Raw genomic sequence first — 17,063 nt, 5'->3', positions numbered from 1 at the left:
CCCGGTGTGCGGGCCGGGGACATGGCCGCGCTGTGCCGCGATACCTGCGGCAGGTGACTCACGGAACCTTGAACGTTCCCACCGAACGTTGAGCGGTCCCACAGTTGGTCAGCACGCTCCTGCAGGCCCGAGGGGATAGCGGAAGACTTGGATGGCTTGCCGCTGCGGTGGATCGGTGGCATACACCTGTCTCCGCGAACCCCAGCCCCTATTCAGCAGGTGATCCCTCGGCGGAGAGGACGGGGGGATTGAGGCAGTTGCATCCGACCACGTCAGCAGGTCCCCGGGCCGGTACCTCGAACGTCGCGGTCACGCTCCTGCGGACGGTCGTGCTGGTCCACCATTCATTGTCGGAGCCCAGCAGGATGCCCGCCCAGTCTTTAGACAGGCGAACGCTTCCAAATGTGAAACGCCTATCCTGTCCCGGCTTGCTGTCCGTGCGGGTTGTCTGGACGAACGTGCACGTCACCAACGACTTCCCGTCGGCGAGCCGCAGAACGGGCAGGTCCACTCCAGTGGCCTCAAATGCGAACCGGGATCGGATGTTACCGTTCCATCCCTTCTCCTTGTCCTCAGCGTTGTAGGCGGTGACGATGTCACTGGTGAGCTTGCCTGGAACAAAGTGGTCACTGCCCGGTTCTCCGTCAGGTGCGGTGAAGGAGAGGTATTCCGCGTAGCGGCCGCAGACTTCCCGGTCCCCGGCAGCGGTCGGCGACAGGACTGCGGAACCGGCCTCACCCCGGGCCGGAGCCGCGATCGGCTTATCCCGTATGTCGAAGCCCGCGACCCCGTACACGTGATCTTCGTGCTGGCCCGGCTTGAGCTGCGGCGCTCGTCTATCGGTCGCCCACGACTTGGCGGCAGCCTTCCACGGCGCGCCGGCCTCCGCCTGGACGAAGTAGTACAGCCCGGCGGCACGATCCTGCTCGCGGTCCTGCGTCCCCCGAAACAGTGCGGTGAACGAGCGCGGGTAGCCGGGCTGGTCCCGTTCCGTGGGGATCAGGTAATCCACCCAGTCCATCTCGCGCATCACTCTGGCGCCCGGTTCGATGTTCAAGTACTGCAGGGTCGCGCTTTCCTCGAAGAGCGCTCCGGTCTCCACCTTCGCCAACGCGTCCTTGTCCTTCGCGTAGACGGCCAGCCTCAGCTGGGACTCAAGCACCTTCTCAGCCTCGGCACGGTCAATCACAAGCGGTACGGGCGGAGGAACGGAAGCCCCCGGGGGTACCTGGCGTCCCCCCTCCACACCCGCAGGCGAACAACCCACCACAGCAAGGCCTGCCGCCATCCCAACCACCAACAGCCGGTTCACCCGATCAAACACGCGTCCCCCACACCCACCATGCGTCCTGCACAGAACCCAGATCAACTCAGACGCCGATGAAATCACAAGCGCAAATCGCTCTGACCAGCGGCCTGACCTGTTGTTGCCGGACGCTCAAGGTGAGCATGGTGGCGACGTTCACCGTGGGGACGTAGAGGTGGCTGTCGTTCGCTCGGCAGCGTGAGTCGTCGTCTTCACGGTGTCGGCTACGTGTGCTTGCTGTCGCGGGCCGATCACGCGGGCGTGAGCAGCCGGCCGCCGGTGACCAGGGCGACGGCGCCCCACGGATCGGTGGCCGCCCATGCGGCGTGCTGCTCCCGGGCGACGCGGGCGGCCTCACCCAGGACGTCGAGGGCCTCGGCCAGCTCGAAGGCCGGGGCGGGAAGGGGCCGGCATCCGGGGTGAGGAGGTATGCGTAGATCACGCCGTGGCGGCGCCAGAACGCGGCGCGTGCGGTCGCGCGGCGGAGCCAGCCGCGGACGGTCGCGGCGGGCCGGTGCAGCCGCTCCGCGATGGAGCGGTGGCCGTGCCCGGCGACGTGGTCCAGGAGAGCGGCGGCGATGGTGTGGACGCTGTCCGCCCGCCGGAGCAGGCAGAACGGCGGCAGCAGCACGTGCGTCGTGCGGCAGGCGCGGCAGCGGGCCCGCCTCGGACGCAGCCGCCGCAGGCCGCCTTCGGGCAGCCGGATCACGCGCTCGCGGACGTAGCCCCACGGACGCAGCGGCGCGTCGCAGGCCGGGCACGACGGCAGCACACTCGTCTCGGACTCCGCCACGACGATCACGAACAGGTGCCTCCCGCATCCCATCAGCATCACCACGGTCGCGCCACCCGCACCAGGGGCGACTCGTGTTGCACGCTCCCCATGCGGTTGATCATCCAGTCCGGGACCAGTACCCCTTCACCCGAACGAAGAGCAGCGACAGAGGACGCCGACGACGAACAGCACGACGGCCAAGGGCAGCCCGGACAGAACCGGTTGATGTACACGGTGTCGTCGCACACGAACGTCAACGTGACGCACTCCGGCCGTGATCACCGCGGACGTCGCCAACCCCAAGTACGTACTCACGCTGAGCGTCGCTCAACACCTGTGGAGCCGCCTGCCGACGAGGCCGCGGCTCAAGGTCGGCCCGTGAACCTCTCCCTGCCGCGGTCGGCCTCGTCGTCGACGAAGGAGGTCAGCCTCGTTTCCCGGTGACCTTGCTTCCTGAGAGGTCATCTCGATTGGCGGATTGAAGCGCGGGTAACCCGGCGGACTGAGTCCCTCGAGGGGTGATGCGACGATGCGGGGATGCGCGAGGACTATGAACTGATCAACGTCGACGATCCTGCATGGCCGCTCCTTCTTCAGGAGCTGTCCGGTACCGACGTACCAGTTGAGGTGCTGCCCGGCGATCCCGTGGCAGGCCGAGCCTCCCTGCTGCAACTACAGGTCTCCGCCCGGTCGAATTTGGGCGGCATCGTACTGAACTGCGGCGGTCTGCTCGTGGACGATGGATGGCTGCGGATCTTCGGAAGCCCAAGTGACACCGGACTGCCTGCCCTGGCAGAGGTCAATGCGATGCCCTCGACATTCGATCCCTCATGGCGGCCTGGTGCAGGTCTCGTGGTTGCGCACGACGTGCTGGGCGGGGTCTTCGCCCTCAACGGGGGTAACCCTCGTGAGGCCGGTCAGCCCGGCGAGCCAGGCGAGATCCTCTACTTCGCGCCTGATGCGCTCGGCTGGGAGGCCTTGGGCGCGGGCCACTCGGCGTGGCTGTCCTGGATCTTCTCCGCAGGACTCCGGGAGTTCTATGAAGGCCTGCGGTGGGACGGCTGGCGCAGTGAGGTCTCTGTGCTGGACGGTCGGCAGGGGCTGGCGTTCTTCCCGCCGTTGTGGTCGGCCGAGGCCCGCCAGGATCTGTCGGCGACCAGCCGTCGCGCGGTGCCCATGGCGGAACTCCTTGGTGTGAGCCGCGACTCGTGCCTTCAGTTCGACGGCACCGACCCGGGCTTCCTCGGAGTCGCATGAACCGGCTCACCCGTCCAGACGCGATAGCAGATGAGGGTGGCAGCACTGCTGGCGAACGCGAGGAAGTGTTCGACCTTGCCCTCGTAGCGGCGATGCAGACGGCGGCATCCAGCGAGCCAGGCCACCGTTCGCTCCACGGTCGAACGGTGGCGACCCAGGAGCTGAGAGGACTCGATGCCCTTCCGGGCGATGCGTGGGGTGATGTTGCGGGAGCGCAGCCACCTTCTCAGGTGGTCGTAGTCGTACCTCTTGTCAGTATGGAGTTTGGCGGGCCGTCGTCGACGCGGTCCGCGGCGGGAGCGAATGGGCGGGATGCCGCTGACGAGGGGTTCGAGGCCCTGGCTGTCGTGTGTGTTCGCGCCGGAGATCCCGATCGAGAGTGGAAGACGTCACGCAGCTGGCTGAGTGGCTAGCTCGGATGCGCGCTGCCACGCACGTAGCTCGGGTCGGCATCGTGAGGGAGGAACCCGGGTCTGATGCAGCGTTGGGTGACAGGTTCAGTCACGCGGCCTGAAGAGCCGACGTGGTCATGACGGTCTCGTATTCGACGGGGGTCAGCCGGCCGAGGGCGGCTTGTCTGCGGCGTCGGTGGTAGGCCCCAACACCACCCAACCCAGACAACACGGCGACTCCGCGTCGTGGGCGCGAATCCGAGGCGGATCGAATTGTCACAGAGGTCCGCAGTCGGACTGTCGAGGCTCGGTCCACTCAATCGGCCCTGAGCACCAAAAGGTTGCCAAATTATCCAAATCCACAACCCATAGGTACACTTTGTCCTGAATTTCCACTTACGCCCTATCGCCGCGTCAGGCGGTTTTCACGGCACCGGACTTGGCCACAAAACACCTTTCACAGAAAGGGAGTTGCCATGCAGGTGAAGCCAACTGGAGCGACACCCAGCCTCCCTCTCTTCACAGAAGTGAAGTCATGATCTACTGTCTATCTGCGACAGACGGACTGATGGGGGGGCCTCTCAGCGTCCGTCTATTCATCGCGGGATATTGAGACCAGTCCAGAATGCAATTTCGCCACGTCTAGCCTACCCGCATATCTCCTGGATCCTGCGGACCTATTCAGGCTAGCTGGCCATAGCGGGATACCAGGGACTTGCGAACCAGTCCTTCCCTCCCGCGCTGCGCGGAGAAAAAATTTCCTCTCCGTGGCAGCCAGCAGCATGCAATCAATGTTCGACCGCTGCGGCGGAATGCTGAATCGGTGTGGGGGCTGGGGAGGCCTCTGCGCCAAAGAAGATGGGGAAATATGTCTGTAATCGAGGGTAGGCAGCTGCGCTATGCCGTAGCGACCACGCTCGGGCTGACGCTCATGATGGGTTTCACTTCGGCGTATGCGCCGCCAACTGCCGCTGCTGATGCGCCGGTGAGTGAGAACGAGCAGGCGCTCAAGGACGCGAAGAAGTCGGGTAAGCCCGTCGAGGTGGTGAGTGAGCGGACGGATTCGTCGACGACGTTCGCGAATCCGGACGGGAAGTCGTTCCGTCTGGACACCTCGGCCGTTCCGGTCCGGGTGAAGGCGAAGAGCGGCTCCGGCTGGGTCGCGCCGGACGCGACGCTGGAGGTCCGGGCGGATGGTTCGGTGGGTCCGAAGGCGGCGGTGGCGGGTGTCAGCTTCTCGGGTGGTGGTGACGCGGCCGATCTGGTGACCATCGAGCACGGTGGGCGTGCCATGTCTCTGGACTGGCAGGGCGGTCCGCTGCCCAAGCCGGTCCTGGACGGTGACAGCGCCGTCTACCCGGAGGTCATGCCGGGTGTGGATCTGAGGATGACGGCCACGCTGAAGGGCTACCGCGAGGTCCTGGTCGTCAAGACGCCGGAGGCGGCGAAGAACCCGAAGCTGGCGCGCGTCGAGTTCGACCTGAAGGCCAAGGACATCCAGCTCAACGCGAGCAAGGACGGCGGCCTGTCCGCCACCGATGCGAACGGCAACCGGGTCTTCAAGGCGCCCCCGGCGCTGATGTGGGACTCCAAGGGCGTGCCCGCACCCCCCGCCCTCTCGGCGAAGGAGAAGGTCTTCGCGGCCAAGTCCGAGGGCGGGGCCCTCCCGAAGCCGCCCGAGGGAGCGGAGCCGGTGGCGGAGCCCGGGGACGGTCCGGCGCTCGGCTCTCAGGTCGCGCAGATGGCCGTTCACGTCGACGCCGACTCGCTGGCCGTCGTACCGGACGCCGCGCTCCTCAAGCAGAGCGACCCGGCCGCCTTCCCCCTCTACATCGACCCCTCCGTCGCGCTGGACGACGGTACGGAGCACACGGCCCTGCGCAGTGACGGCGTCTCGTTCTGGAACTGGGACAACGGGGACGACGGCATGGGCAAGGGCATGGGCAAGTGCGGCTCGTGGAACGGCTACTACTGCGGTCCGGGCTACGTGCAGCGCCTGTACTTCGAGTTCTCGCCGAACAAGCTGGTCGGCAAGGAAGTCCTGAACGCACGCTTCCGGATCACCGAGCCGTGGGCGTTCCAGTGCGATACGCGCAACGTGTGGCTGGTGCGCATGGACGCAGAGATCGGTCCGTCGACCACTTGGGGCAACAAGCCCAATTACGCCGACCTGATGGGTGACCGCTGGCTGTCGGCCGGCCGGGGATCGGCCTGTGACCCGAACTCGCCGGCGGCCCCGGTCGAGTTCGCGGATGCCGCGGATGAGCCGGACGAGAACCTGACCCCGACCGTGCGTGACTTCGCCAACGGCCGCTACAACCGTTTGGACCTGGAGCTCCGTGCCGAGGACGAGTCGGACACCGCGGCGTGGAAGCGGTTCCGTAATGACGCGGTCCTGTCCGTGGACTACATCGGCAAGCCCAACACCCCCATCTACGTCGGCCTGGTCACGGGCACGGGGGAGATCTGCTCGGGCGACGTGGCCAAGCCGTCGATCGTCTCCGACCCGACGCCGGCGATGACCGCGATCACCGAGACCGTGTGGGGCGGCGAGCCCGGCGCCCAGCTGCGGATCCTCATGCAGACCGAGAAGAAGGAGACCAACGGCACCTGGACCCCGGTCAAGGCCAACGCGGCCGACGCCGACTACGTCAGCCGGCCGTCCTCGGGATTCGTGGGGGACAACGTCAAGGTCACCAGTGACCCGCCCGTCACGCTGACGGACGGCACCCAGTACCGCTTCCGGACCTGGACCCGCTCGTACGCCGACGGCAACGAACGAACCAGTGCTCCCAGTGCGGACTGCTACTTCAAGGTCGACTCCACGGCCCCCAAGATGCCGGCGGTCACCTTCGGAGCCCCGTACAGCCAGTGCACCAGTACCGCTTGCACGGCGGCCGGCAAGCCCGGCCAGGCGGGTCAGTTCACCTTCGCTCCGGCGAGCGGCGACACCGTCACCGCATTCCAGTACAAGCTGTCCACGGACACCACCCCGTGGACCGAGATCGCCGGCTCGAACCCGACCGTGGCGATCACCCCGCCGCTGTCGGGGACGATGAAGCTGAGCGTGAAGGCCAAGGACTCCGTGGGCCGCTGGGGCGCGACGAGGATCGTCGACTTCGCGGTCAAGGAAGGCCCCGACCCGATCGGCTACTGGACCTTCGACGAGGCCTCCGGCCAGGCCATCGACACCTCGACCACCGACCCGGCGCTCAAGAAGAACATGTACCTCACCGCCGGGGCCCAGCGGCCCCAGGCCGGCCGAAGGGGCTGGGTGCAGACGCCCACCCCGCACGAGGACCGCGCACTCCAGCTCACGAACAGCCAGTACGCGAACAGCTCCAAGCCGGTATTCGACACCCGCACCTCCTTCACCGTGGCCGGCTGGGTCCGCCTGGACCGCACGGACGGCACCTTCTCAATGCTGGGCCAGAGCGGCAAGAACTTCAGCGGTGTCGCCATCACCGCCACAGCCGGCCAGCCATGGTCGATGCAGATGGCCACGAACGACACGGCGGGCGGTAACGGTGCGATCAGCCGGCTGAACGGTCTCAACCCCGCGCAGGCCGGAGTGTGGACCCACGTCGCCGCCACCTACAACGAGACCACCGACCTCGCGAAGCTGTACGTCAACGGACAGCTCCAAGGGCAGATGACCGTCACCAACCCCATCGCCTCCACCGGAGTCATGGCAATCGGCGCCGCCAAGCAGAACGCCGCCTGGTCAGAACAGCTCCCGGGCCGGATCGACGAGGTCAAGGCCTGGCAGGACGAGAAGAGCGCCGTCGAGATCAAGCAGGACGCCTCCCTCATCAACCCTGACACCGACAAGCCCCACGTCGATCTGGCCGCCATGTGGGACCTCTCCAAGCCGGGCACCACGTTCGCCGACATCTCCGGCAGCGGCCACCCGCTCACCCCGGGCGCCGGCGCTTCCCTCAACAACGGGGCCCTGGTCCTGAACGGCACCACCCAGGCAGCCACGGCCGCCGGCCCGGTGGTCGACGACTCGGGTTCCTTCACGGTGACGGCGGAGGCGAACCTCGACAACGCCCGCCTGCTGGACAAGCCGGACGGCTACAAGGTCCAGGTCATCGGCCAGCGCACCGCCACCGGTTCCTCCTGGGGCCTGTGGTTCGAGAAGACCGGTGTCCGTCCTGAGCCGAACGAGCAGGACCCGGACAACGATCTGCTCTTCGTCGAGGGTCTCTGGCACTTCGGCCGCCTGACGGCCGACGGCACAGGCACGTCGGTCGTCAGCAAGGAACTGGCAGTGCTGAACTCGGGTGTGCAGGTGACCGGTGTTCACAACGCCCAGAGCGGGACCATCACCCTCTATGTCGGCCGGGCCGGCCAAAACCAGCCCGAGGCCTACACGGCCGCGGTCGGCAGCGGAGAACTCGCGGTCGGCAAGGGCTTCACCAACAGCGCCTGGGGCAACTTCCTGCCCGGCGAGATCAAGGGCATGCGCCTGTGGTCCGGCGCCATGCAGGACAACCAGCAGATCTCCGACACCGTTTTCGGCGCCGGCAGCTGACCGACCCCGTCCCACTCATGACGTGCCGTGGCCGCGCAACCGCGCGGCCACGGCCCTTCCCCACACCCGAAACCTTTTGGAGTATGCATGCCAAGCCGTTCACCAGGCGGAAGGGTCCGCTACAGACTGCCTCTGATAGGCGCCCTCACACTCGCCGTCGTGGCGTCAGGGGCCCTCACGCCGATCGCGGGAGCCGCTGACCTTCCCGGCGCCCCGAAGATCGCCAAGCACAAGGACGCCAAGGTCAAGGCCGTCAACGCCCAGGGCGCCAAGGCGGCACGCGAGGCGGTCGCCAAGACCCAGGCGGAGAACAAGGCCCAAGCAGACCGGGCCCGCACCGAAGCCAAGGCGAACTGGCCCAAGGCAGCCACGCTCGGGCAGAGCGGTTCGGCCGCCCGGTCGGGTTCCGGTCTCGTATACACATCCGACGACCAAGCCAGTCTCGAGCGGCGGGAGCTGCGGATGCGTAGCAGGGACAGGCCCCCTGCTCACGCCCGCTGGGCCACAGGACCGGCCCGCCCTCCGGGAGCCGCAGCTCACCGGTGACACGGAAGCCCAGCCCTTCGTAGAAGGGAACGTTGGCGGCCTTGCTCGACTCCAGGTACGCGGCCTGCCCGAGCCGGTCGCAGTCGACGAGCTGCTGCCGCAACAACGCCGACCCGACCCCGGTCCCCTGCGCCTCCGGATCCGTCCCCACGGACGGCAGGTACCAGTGCGGCGCCCGCGGATGCACCGCGTGCATGGCGTTCTGCACCTCCCCGGCCCGCGCCAACCCACGCGGCCCGAAGATGCGGACATAAGAGGGGAGCGCCGCCAGATCCCGCACGGCGGAGCCCTTCCAGCGCCCGGGCCCCGACCACAACGCGGCCGCCAGCAGCCGCCCGTCACCGGTCGCGGCAACCCGCACCCCGCCGGCCCGCGGCCGTTGCTGCCGCTGCGCCAGCCCGAAGTAGCGAGCGATCCGCCGCTCCCGGTCCCCCGCACCGGGGAACATCCATGCCATCACCGGATCATCGGCGAACGCCCGCGCCAGCAGCGCGGCGACCGCCCCGGCCTCCCCACCCCGCACGACCCGAATCCCGTACCCGCCGAACGCCGCTGATGGTGTGCTCATGACCCCACGGTAGGCACCGCGACCGGGCCCGCCCCACAACCTCACCCCCGGACACGCCGAACAGCCCAGGCACGTCCGCGGTCCAAAGTCTATCCGCACTCAAGAATGAACCATCCACCGCCCGTGGCTCGGCCCGGACCGTAAAGTCCGTGCCGAGCCACCGCAGGCCGCCGCGCCGCGTCACCGCGAAGCGTGACCGCTCTTCCCCCTCCGTGCCGGCCGGACGATGCCCGTGACCAGACCACCCAGGATGATGACCGCGTACAGCGCGTCCGGCATCGCACCGACGACGGCTCCGGCACCAGCAGCGCGCCCAGGACCCATCCGAAGCGGTTGCCCTCCGAGCCGCGACCGGGTCCAGATCCGCCACGCCGGCCTTGGCCGATCCGAACGGCCCGTCCTCCACGACCACGTTCGGCACGATCCAGAACCAGACGAAGCCGACCAGGGTCGACAGCGCCGCCATCTCCAGTCCGCCGTAGCCGATCAGACCGGCCAGCAGCCCGAGCGGGTACGTCATCAGCGCGAGCAACAGCAGGGCGCTGCCCGCGAACCCGGTCAGCCCACCCGAAGTACGGCCCTCCAGCCAAGGCCGCATGAGCGCGAGCGCCCCGATGAACACCCCCGACACCACGACCAGCCAGCCGAGCCCGATCGCCGCGTCGGCGAGGCTGCCGTCGACCAGCTGCACGATCACCGGGATCACCCCGGTGGCGCCCGCGAGCATAGGGAACGTACGGGCGTGGTTCCCAAATTCATAATGCCGGCGCCGCCAGGCCCCGGACCGGCCCCCATCCACATCTGATGCCTCACCCCACGGGTGCAGGTCCACTGCTGCACGGGGGCGCCGTTGTGCGTCCAGCCGTTCTCGACCTCAAGGCACTTGCCGCTTTTCGCGTTGACGATCCACCATTCGGAGGGATCCGAGGTACCGGCCGAAACACGCCCACTGCTGGGCATCCGCATTGGCCGTGCTGGAGTTCTCTATCTCCAGACCACTTACCGGAGGCATTGACCAACCGCTCCGTCGACGCCGCGGTGGTCTCGTCGGCATGGCCGACTCCCGATGCCGCCAGCACCTCCCCGAAGGGGAGGCCTTGGGCTGCGAAGCGGCCGCCCCCGAGCGCAGCGCTTCGGACCCCAGCCCTCAAGCCAGCCTCACACGCCTTCCCAGGCGCAGCAGCGCCTGAGCTCCTTAAGGCCGCGAAGTCTGGCCGGGGCATGGGTTGAAGCAGCGTGCTGGGGTGGTGGTGAAGTGGCCATACGTAGCAGCCCCCACTACGCGCAGGGCACGGCTTGTGCTGATGGCGTCCGTGGAGCTGGAAGGGCCTTGCGGACGGGTGTGGTGGTGGGTAGGGGCCGCGCGTGGTTGAGGGTCGGACGGACCACAGCCAGTGATGATCAAGGACGTGTATCCTGCGTGACGTCTTAAGTTCGTTCAATTGGGGGGTTGTTCATGAGGCGTGCCTTTAGTGCACTGCTGGTTTCCTGTTCGGTGTTTGCTTTGAGTGCCACCACCGCACCTGCTGCCACCGCCGCGCCGGTCTCCGTGCCGTCGGCCGAGTCCGCGGTCGCCCTGTCGATTTCGCCTGGCTCCGGGGTCATCCAGATCCGCAACCGCAGCGGCAAGTGCCTGGAGGTCGAGAATTCCTCGACCGCCAACGGCGCCCAGGCCCAGCAGTGGGACTGCAACGGCCAGGCCGGCTCGTACTGGTACCTCGAGTACGCCTTCGGCAACAACTTTGAGGTGCGCATCGTCAACAGCCGCAGCGGCAAGTGCCTGGACGTCTCGAACTCCTCGACCGCCGACGGTGCGCGTGTGCAGCAGTGGTCCTGCGCCAACGTGGGCGGCCAGCGCTGGCACGTGATGAACACCAGCGGCGCCACCCACGTTATCCGCAACGTCTCCAGCGACAAGTACCTGGAAATCGAGAATTCCTCGACCGCCAACGGCGCCAACGCCCAGATCTGGCGCCAGCTCTACCAGAGCGGCATGTACTGGCACTGATCCGCCACTGGCCCACACGGCCTGAGGCGTACGCACGCCTCCCACACCGGTCGATGAAGCCCCTCGCCGCGCTGCTTCCTCCACACGGAGGCGGCACGGCGGGGAAGCCTCCGTCCCGGTGCGGGAGGCGTTCCGCTTGTGCCGCGATCGCCACGCGCGAAGCTCGCCGACCGCTATCGCACCACAGACCCCGGCAGGGCCCGCAAGCCACCCAGGTACATGCCCTCTGACCTGCTTCTACTGCCGACTGGGCCAGCGTTAGCGGGCCCTTGGTCCTGGAGGCGGAGCCGAAAGGGCCCAGGGCGGGGGAGCGGAGCAGGCGAAGCGGCCTACCTCCGGAGCGAAGCGGAGGAGCCCCTCCCCGAAGGGGAGGGGCCCAGGCCGTGTGCGTTCTCGTTCATGTTGCGGTGCGGCCGTTGACGGGGCTGTCCCTTTGACCTGTGATGCTGCAGGTCGATGAGCTGCTTGGTGATGGGCTGCTTCCGGTGCCGGAGGGGTCTTGACCTGGGGGGCCGCAGGTTGGATGAGAGTCCCGCAGATGTATTGAGAATTGTGGTTCCCCCCGGGACATCACGATGTCCCGGTCTGGACGGTTGGCGGGTCGGTGACGTTGCCGATTCGCAGGGTGAGTTTGCCGAGGTGGTAGAGGATCATACGGCCGGTGAGGCGGACGCGGCAACCGCGGCGTCCAACCCCATCTCCTTGACACGGCATCACATAAACCCGCTGGCAGCAGACGTGAAACAGTCACCCGTGAAGTACGGGTTTAGCCCCAGGTCCAGTGCTGGCCGCGCACGTTGGCGTACTGCCACTGCTGAACTCGGGCGCCGTTGGCTCCGCTGGAGTTTTCCACTTCAAGGTACTTGCCAGTTGCCTTATTCTGGATTCGGTTGCCGTCTATGAACCAGAGCTGGTGCTTCACCCCGTAGGTGCAGGTCCACTGCTGTACGGGGGCGCCGTTGTGCGTCCAGCCGTTTTCGACTTCGAGGCACTTGCCGCTCTTCTCGTTGATGATCCACCACTCGGTGGGTGCGCCGCCCTGAAAGATCCTCCAGTTGGCCCCGCCCTGGAAGACGCACGTCCACTGCTGGGCGTTTGCTCCGTTGGCGGTGCTGGAGTTCTCTATCTCCAGACAACTACCGGAGCCGTTGATGATGAGATCTGTTGCTGCCAGAGGCGTGTCTGCAGGGTCGGCGTGGCCGACCCCCGTTGCTGCCAGCACCATGGCCGCAGCAGATGCTCCTACAGCAAGAAATCTTGAGGACGTTCTCAATTTCATTTCCCCCGAGCTTCTTAAGGATGATTGAACCTTGATCATGTTACTCAACACTCAGACGGGCCTCCGAGCCGGTGGGGGTTGAGTCGTAGCCGGCTGCCCGTGTCACGGAAGCGAAGTGAAGGACTCCCGGCCGGAGGCTGGCTCTGGGGCGGCGAAGCCGCTCTTCTCTGCCGAGCGGAGTGAGGCGTTTCACTGCTCCGGAGCGAAGCGGAGGAGCTCTACTCCTGCGCGAAGCGGGTTGCTCCTGGGGGCGGAGCCGGAAGGGCCCGGGTGAGGGAGCGGAGCGGAACCACTCCGCCCAGGCGTGCGCAGCATTCCTATCACCTGCACGACCTCATCTGACTCACCGCGATCAGGCCCCGCGGAGGGGCGCCTTATGGGGAGTGAAAGGGCCTGGGGTGGGAGCGGACACCTCAACGGACCGAAGGTCCGTACCCCGTGAAACGGGGTCACCCCGGCCCGCGGAGCGGGCCATTCGGGTGGGCGCAGCGGAACCCGAACTGTCCGAAGCGAAGCGGAGGACACCGGCCCGAAGGGCCGGCCCTGGCTCGGTGAAGCCGAGCCTCGCCGAGCACAGCGAGGCGGTTCGTTGCCCTGGAGCGAAGCGGAGGGGCAGGTGCCGAAGGCACCTCGGCCGAGCGCAGCGAGGCGGTTCAGTCCGAAGCGCGCAGCGCTTCGACTCTCTTGAGCCGCGAAGCGGCCCAACTCCGGAGCGAAGCGGAGGAGCACCTCCCCGAAGGGGAGGCCCTGGGCCGCGAAGCGGCCCAGCCGCCGAGCGCAGCGAGGCGGTTCAGTCCGAAGCGCGCAGCGCTTCGGTCGGTCGTCAGCAGCATCAGATGGGTATAAGGAACAGCCTGACGACCCGTCAGATTTGTTGTGCCGTCAGGAGGCCGCACCATGTCGCAGCTGCTGCTGCAAGGGAAGACCGTCATCGTCTCCGGCGTGGGGGCCGGGCTCGGGCATCAGGTGGCCGCCACCGTGGTCCGCGACGGCGGCAACGCCGTGCTCGGCGCGCGGACCGAGGCCAACCTCGCGAAGTCCGCCGCCGAGATCGACCCCGACGGCACGCACACCGCGTACCTGCCGACCGACATCTCCGACGAGCGCCAGTGCGAAGCCCTCGCCGCCCTCGCCCAGGAGCGGTTCGGCGGGGTCGACGCCGTCGTGCACGTCGCCGCCTGGGACTCGTACTTCGGCGGCCTCCAGGACGCCGACTTCGGCACCTGGCAGCAGATCCTCGACGTGAACCTGCTCGGCACCCTGCGCATGACCCGCGCCTGCCTGCCCGCCCTGAAGGCAGCCGGCGGATCCGTCGTGATCATCGGCACACAGTCCGCCATCGCCTCCCCCAACGAGGTGCAGCAGGCCGCCTACGCGGCCTCCAAGGGCGCGCTGACCTCCGCCATGTACTCCATGGCCCGCGAGCTCGGCCCCCACCGCATCCGCGTGAACACCGTGCTCCCCGGCTGGATGTGGGGCCCCCCGGTCCAGGCCTTCGTCACCTTCACCGCGCACACCGAAGGCGTCCCCGAAGCCGAGGTCCACGCGCGGCTCACCGACCGGATGGCGCTGCCGGACCTGGCCACCGACGGGGACGTCGCCGACGCCGCCGCCTTCCTCGCCTCCGACCGGGCGCGAGCGATAACCGGCCAGTCGCTGCTGGTCAACGCCGGTGAGCTGATGCGATGAGCCCCTCCACCGCCGCGCGAGCGGATCGTATGCTCGGCCCATGACCACTCCGAGTGACGCTCCGACCGACAACTCGATGCGCCGCGCGCTCCGGCGCGCCCGCGACGGCGTCGCGCTCGACGCGACCGAGGCGGCCGTACTCCTGCAGGCGCGCGGCGAGGCCCTGAAGGACCTCGCCGCCTCCGCCGCCCGCGTACGGGACTCCGGGCTCGAAGCCGCCGGCCGGCCCGGCGTCATCACGTACTCGCGCAAGGTCTTCATCCCCCTCACCCGCCTGTGCCGTGACAAGTGCCACTACTGCACCTTCGTCACCGTCCCGGGCAAGCTCCGCCGCGACGGGCACGGAATGTACCTGTCCCCCGACGAGGTCCTCGACATCGCCCGCCAGGGCGCTGCCATGGGCTGCAAGGAAGCCCTCTTCACGCTCGGCGACCGGCCCGAGGACCGCTGGCCCGAGGCCCGCGAGTGGCTCGACGCGCACGGCTACGACGACACCCTGGCCTACGTGCGCGCCATGGCCATCCGCGTCCTGGAGGAGACGGGCCTCCTCCCGCACCTCAACCCCGGCGTCCTGTCCTGGTCCGAGCTGCAGCGGCTCAAGCCCGTCGCCCCCTCGATGGGCATGATGCTGGAGACCACGGCCACCCGGCTGTGGTCCGAGCCCGGCGGCCCGCACCACGGTTCCCCCGACAAGGAGCCGGCCGTCCGGCTGCGCGTCCTGGAGGACGCGGGCCGCTCCAACGTGCCCTTCACCACCGGGGTGCTGATCGGGATCGGCGAGTCGTACGACGAGCGCGCCGAAGCCTTCTTCGAGCTCCGCCGGATCCAGCGCAGCTACCACGGCATCCAGGAAGTCATCGTCCAGAACTTCCGCGCCAAGCCGGACACGGCCATGCGCGGCATGCCGGACGCCGAGCTGGAGGAGCTGGCGGCCGCCATCGCGGTGGCCCGCCACATCCTCGGCCCCTCGGCCCGGATCCAGGCTCCGCCGAACCTCGTCGACTCCGAGTACGCGCTGCTCATCGGCGCCGGCATCGACGACTGGGGCGGGGTCTCCCCGCTGACCCCCGACCACGTCAACCCCGAGCGCCCCTGGCCGCACATCGAGGAGCTGGCCGAGCGGACGGCTGCCGCCGGGTTCGAGCTGCGCGAACGCCTGACCATCTATCCGGAGTTCCTGCAGCGCGGCGAGCCCTGGCTGGACCCCCGGCTGCTGCCGCACGTGCGCGCGCTGGCCGATCCGCAGACGGGTCTGGCGGACGAGTCGGCGCGCGTGGAGGGCCGCCCGTGGCAGGAGCCGGACGAGGGCTTCACGGCGTACGGGCGCACCGATCTGCACGCCACCATCGACACGCAGGGCCGGACCGGCGACCGCCGCGACGACTTCGACGACGTGTACGGGGACTGGGACGCCCTGCGCGAGGCCGCGGCGCCCGGCATGGTCGCGGAGCGCATCGACACGGACGTGCGGGCGGCGCTGGCCCAGGCCGCCGACGATCCGACGAGGCTCACCGACGAGCAGGCGCTCGCGCTGCTGCACGCGGACGGCCCGGCGCTGGACGCGCTCTGCGGGATCGCCGATGACCTGCGCAAGTCGGTGGTCGGCGACGAGGTGACGTACATCGTCACGCGGAACATCAACTTCACCAACGTCTGCTACACCGGCTGCCGTTTCTGCGCCTTCGCGCAGCGCCGCACCGACGCCGACGCGTACACCCTCTCCCTGGACCAGGTCGCGGACCGCGCGGCCCAGGCGTGGGACGTGGGCGCGGTCGAGGTGTGCATGCAGGGCGGCATCCACCCGGACCTGCCGGGGACGGCCTACTTCGACATCGCGCGGGCGGTGAAGGAGCGGGTGCCCGGCATGCACGTGCACGCCTTCTCCCCGATGGAGGTGGTCAACGGCGCGACGCGTACGGGGATGTCGGTGCGGGACTGGCTGACGGCGGCCAAGGAGGCGGGGCTCGACTCGATCCCGGGCACGGCGGCGGAGATCCTGGACGACGAGGTCCGCTGGGTGCTGACCAAGGGCAAGCTGCCGACGGCGGACTGGATCGACGTGATCAGCACCGCCCACGAGCTGGGCATCCGCTCGTCCTCGACGATGATGTACGGGCACGTGGACCAGCCCCGGCACTGGCTCGGCCACTTCCGCACGCTGGCCCGCGTGCAGCGGGCCGCCCTGGACAAGGGTGTGGAGGGCTTCACGGAGTTCGTGACGCTGCCGTTCATCCACACGAACGCCCCGGTGTACCTGGCGGGCATCGCCCGGCCCGGCCCGACGGTGCGCGACAACCGGGCGGTGACGGCGATGGCGCGGATCCTGCTGCATCCGTACATCCCCAACATCCAGACGAGCTGGGTGAAGCTGGGCTCGGAGGGCGCGGCGGAGATGCTGCGGTCGGGCGCCAACGACCTGGGCGGGACGCTGATGGAGGAGACCATCTCCCGGATGGCGGGGTCGGGTTACGGCTCGTACAAGTCGGTGCGGGACCTGATCGCGGTCGCGGAGTCGGCGGGCCGGCCCGCGAAGGCCCGTACGACCCTCTACGGGGAGGTGCCGCGGGAGCGCCAGGACGCTGCGCGCGCCTCGGACGGGCACCTGCCGGAGCTGCTGCCGGTCCTGGACTGAGGCGGCGCCGCGCACGCGCGGGCCCGGCCGGGGGTGTTTGCGTCCCGGTCGGGCCCGCGCGCGTCCTGCGGGGC

10 protein-coding genes and 1 pseudogene are annotated in these 17,063 nt (G+C 68.4%); 6 read left to right on the top strand and 5 right to left on the bottom strand.

All coding sequences use genetic code 11. The annotated features are described in order from the left end of the window. Positions 1-208 precede the first annotated feature (208 nt). Complete coding sequence (locus DRB89_RS39140; protein WP_162688911.1) at positions 209-1,162, bottom strand: hypothetical protein; 954 nt, start codon at positions 1,160-1,162, stop codon at positions 209-211. Positions 1,163-1,370: 208 nt separating this feature from the next. After that, positions 1,371-2,138 (bottom strand): DUF6431 domain-containing protein, encoded by a 768-nt coding sequence (locus DRB89_RS39135; protein WP_239516929.1) that lies wholly within the window; start codon positions 2,136-2,138, stop codon positions 1,371-1,373. Between the two features lie 480 nt (positions 2,139-2,618). Between DRB89_RS39135 and DRB89_RS39130 the strand changes: the two genes are divergently transcribed. Further along, a complete protein-coding gene (locus DRB89_RS39130) occupies positions 2,619-3,338 on the top strand; it encodes a DUF2625 domain-containing protein (RefSeq protein ID WP_112452418.1) in 720 nt (239 codons plus the stop codon). Here DRB89_RS39130 and DRB89_RS39125 read toward each other — a convergent pair. After that, positions 3,296-3,724: pseudogene (locus tag DRB89_RS39125) on the bottom strand (transposase); the annotation flags it as partial. The gene DRB89_RS39130 and the pseudogene DRB89_RS39125 sit on opposite strands and share 43 nt — an antisense overlap. A 991-nt stretch (positions 3,725-4,715) precedes the next feature. Between DRB89_RS39125 and DRB89_RS39120 the strand changes: the two are divergent. Together DRB89_RS39120 and DRB89_RS45475 are read left to right on the top strand one after the other, a co-directional pair. Continuing rightward, a complete protein-coding gene (locus DRB89_RS39120; RefSeq protein WP_239516598.1) occupies positions 4,716-8,267 on the top strand; it encodes a LamG domain-containing protein in 3,552 nt (1,183 codons plus the stop codon). 159 nt (positions 8,268-8,426) lie between these two features. Further along, on the top strand, positions 8,427-8,813 hold the full coding sequence (locus DRB89_RS45475; RefSeq protein WP_239516597.1) for a hypothetical protein: 387 nt from the start codon (positions 8,427-8,429) through the stop codon (positions 8,811-8,813). 464 nt (positions 8,814-9,277) lie between these two features. Here DRB89_RS45475 and DRB89_RS39110 read toward each other — a convergent pair whose 3' ends face one another. Then, positions 9,278-10,108 carry a hypothetical protein gene (locus DRB89_RS39110; protein WP_112452719.1) on the bottom strand — a complete coding sequence of 277 codons (831 nt, stop codon included), beginning with the start codon at positions 10,106-10,108 and terminating at the stop codon, positions 9,278-9,280. Between the two features lie 777 nt (positions 10,109-10,885). On the opposite strand from DRB89_RS39110, the gene DRB89_RS39100 reads away from it, so the two are divergent. Further along, on the top strand, positions 10,886-11,389 hold the full coding sequence (locus DRB89_RS39100) for an RICIN domain-containing protein (protein ID WP_162688909.1): 504 nt from the start codon (positions 10,886-10,888) through the stop codon (positions 11,387-11,389). Positions 11,390-12,155: 766 nt separating this feature from the next. Here DRB89_RS39100 and DRB89_RS39095 read toward each other — a convergent pair. Then, positions 12,156-12,614, bottom strand: coding sequence for an RICIN domain-containing protein (locus tag DRB89_RS39095; protein ID WP_162688908.1), 459 nt, complete (start codon positions 12,612-12,614; stop codon positions 12,156-12,158). A gap of 951 nt (positions 12,615-13,565) precedes the next feature. Between DRB89_RS39095 and DRB89_RS39090 the strand changes: the two genes are divergently transcribed. Both DRB89_RS39090 and DRB89_RS39085 read left to right on the top strand, forming a co-directional pair. Further along, positions 13,566-14,357: an SDR family oxidoreductase gene (locus tag DRB89_RS39090; RefSeq protein WP_112452689.1), complete on the top strand. Its 792-nt coding sequence runs from the start codon at positions 13,566-13,568 to the stop codon at positions 14,355-14,357. A 40-nt stretch (positions 14,358-14,397) separates the two neighbouring features. Further along, positions 14,398-16,989 carry a bifunctional FO biosynthesis protein CofGH gene (locus DRB89_RS39085; RefSeq protein WP_112452688.1) on the top strand — a complete coding sequence of 864 codons (2,592 nt, stop codon included), beginning with the start codon at positions 14,398-14,400 and terminating at the stop codon, positions 16,987-16,989. The last annotated feature ends 74 nt before the right edge of the window (positions 16,990-17,063 follow it).

The sequence above is a fragment of the Streptomyces sp. ICC4 genome, assembly GCF_003287915.1.
Classification (GTDB): Bacteria; Actinomycetota; Actinomycetes; order Streptomycetales; family Streptomycetaceae; genus Streptomyces; species Streptomyces tritrimontium.
Note: the sequence above shows the minus strand (reverse complement) of the source record. Positions and strands in the feature narration are given on the sequence as shown.

Excerpts from the sequence above, each read along its gene's own strand:
- DRB89_RS39135 (WP_239516929.1), bottom strand. The coding sequence starts at position 2,138 with ATGCTGATGGGATGCGGGAGGCACCTGTTCGTGATCGTCGTGGCGGAG.
- DRB89_RS39130 (WP_112452418.1), top strand. The coding sequence starts at position 2,619 with ATGCGCGAGGACTATGAACTGATCAACGTCGACGATCCTGCATGGCCG.
- DRB89_RS39110 (WP_112452719.1), bottom strand. The coding sequence starts at position 10,108 with ATGCTCGCGGGCGCCACCGGGGTGATCCCGGTGATCGTGCAGCTGGTC.
- DRB89_RS39095 (WP_162688908.1), bottom strand. The coding sequence starts at position 12,614 with ATGGTGCTGGCAGCAACGGGGGTCGGCCACGCCGACCCTGCAGACACG.
- DRB89_RS39090 (WP_112452689.1), top strand. The coding sequence starts at position 13,566 with ATGTCGCAGCTGCTGCTGCAAGGGAAGACCGTCATCGTCTCCGGCGTG.
- DRB89_RS39085 (WP_112452688.1), top strand. The coding sequence starts at position 14,398 with ATGACCACTCCGAGTGACGCTCCGACCGACAACTCGATGCGCCGCGCG.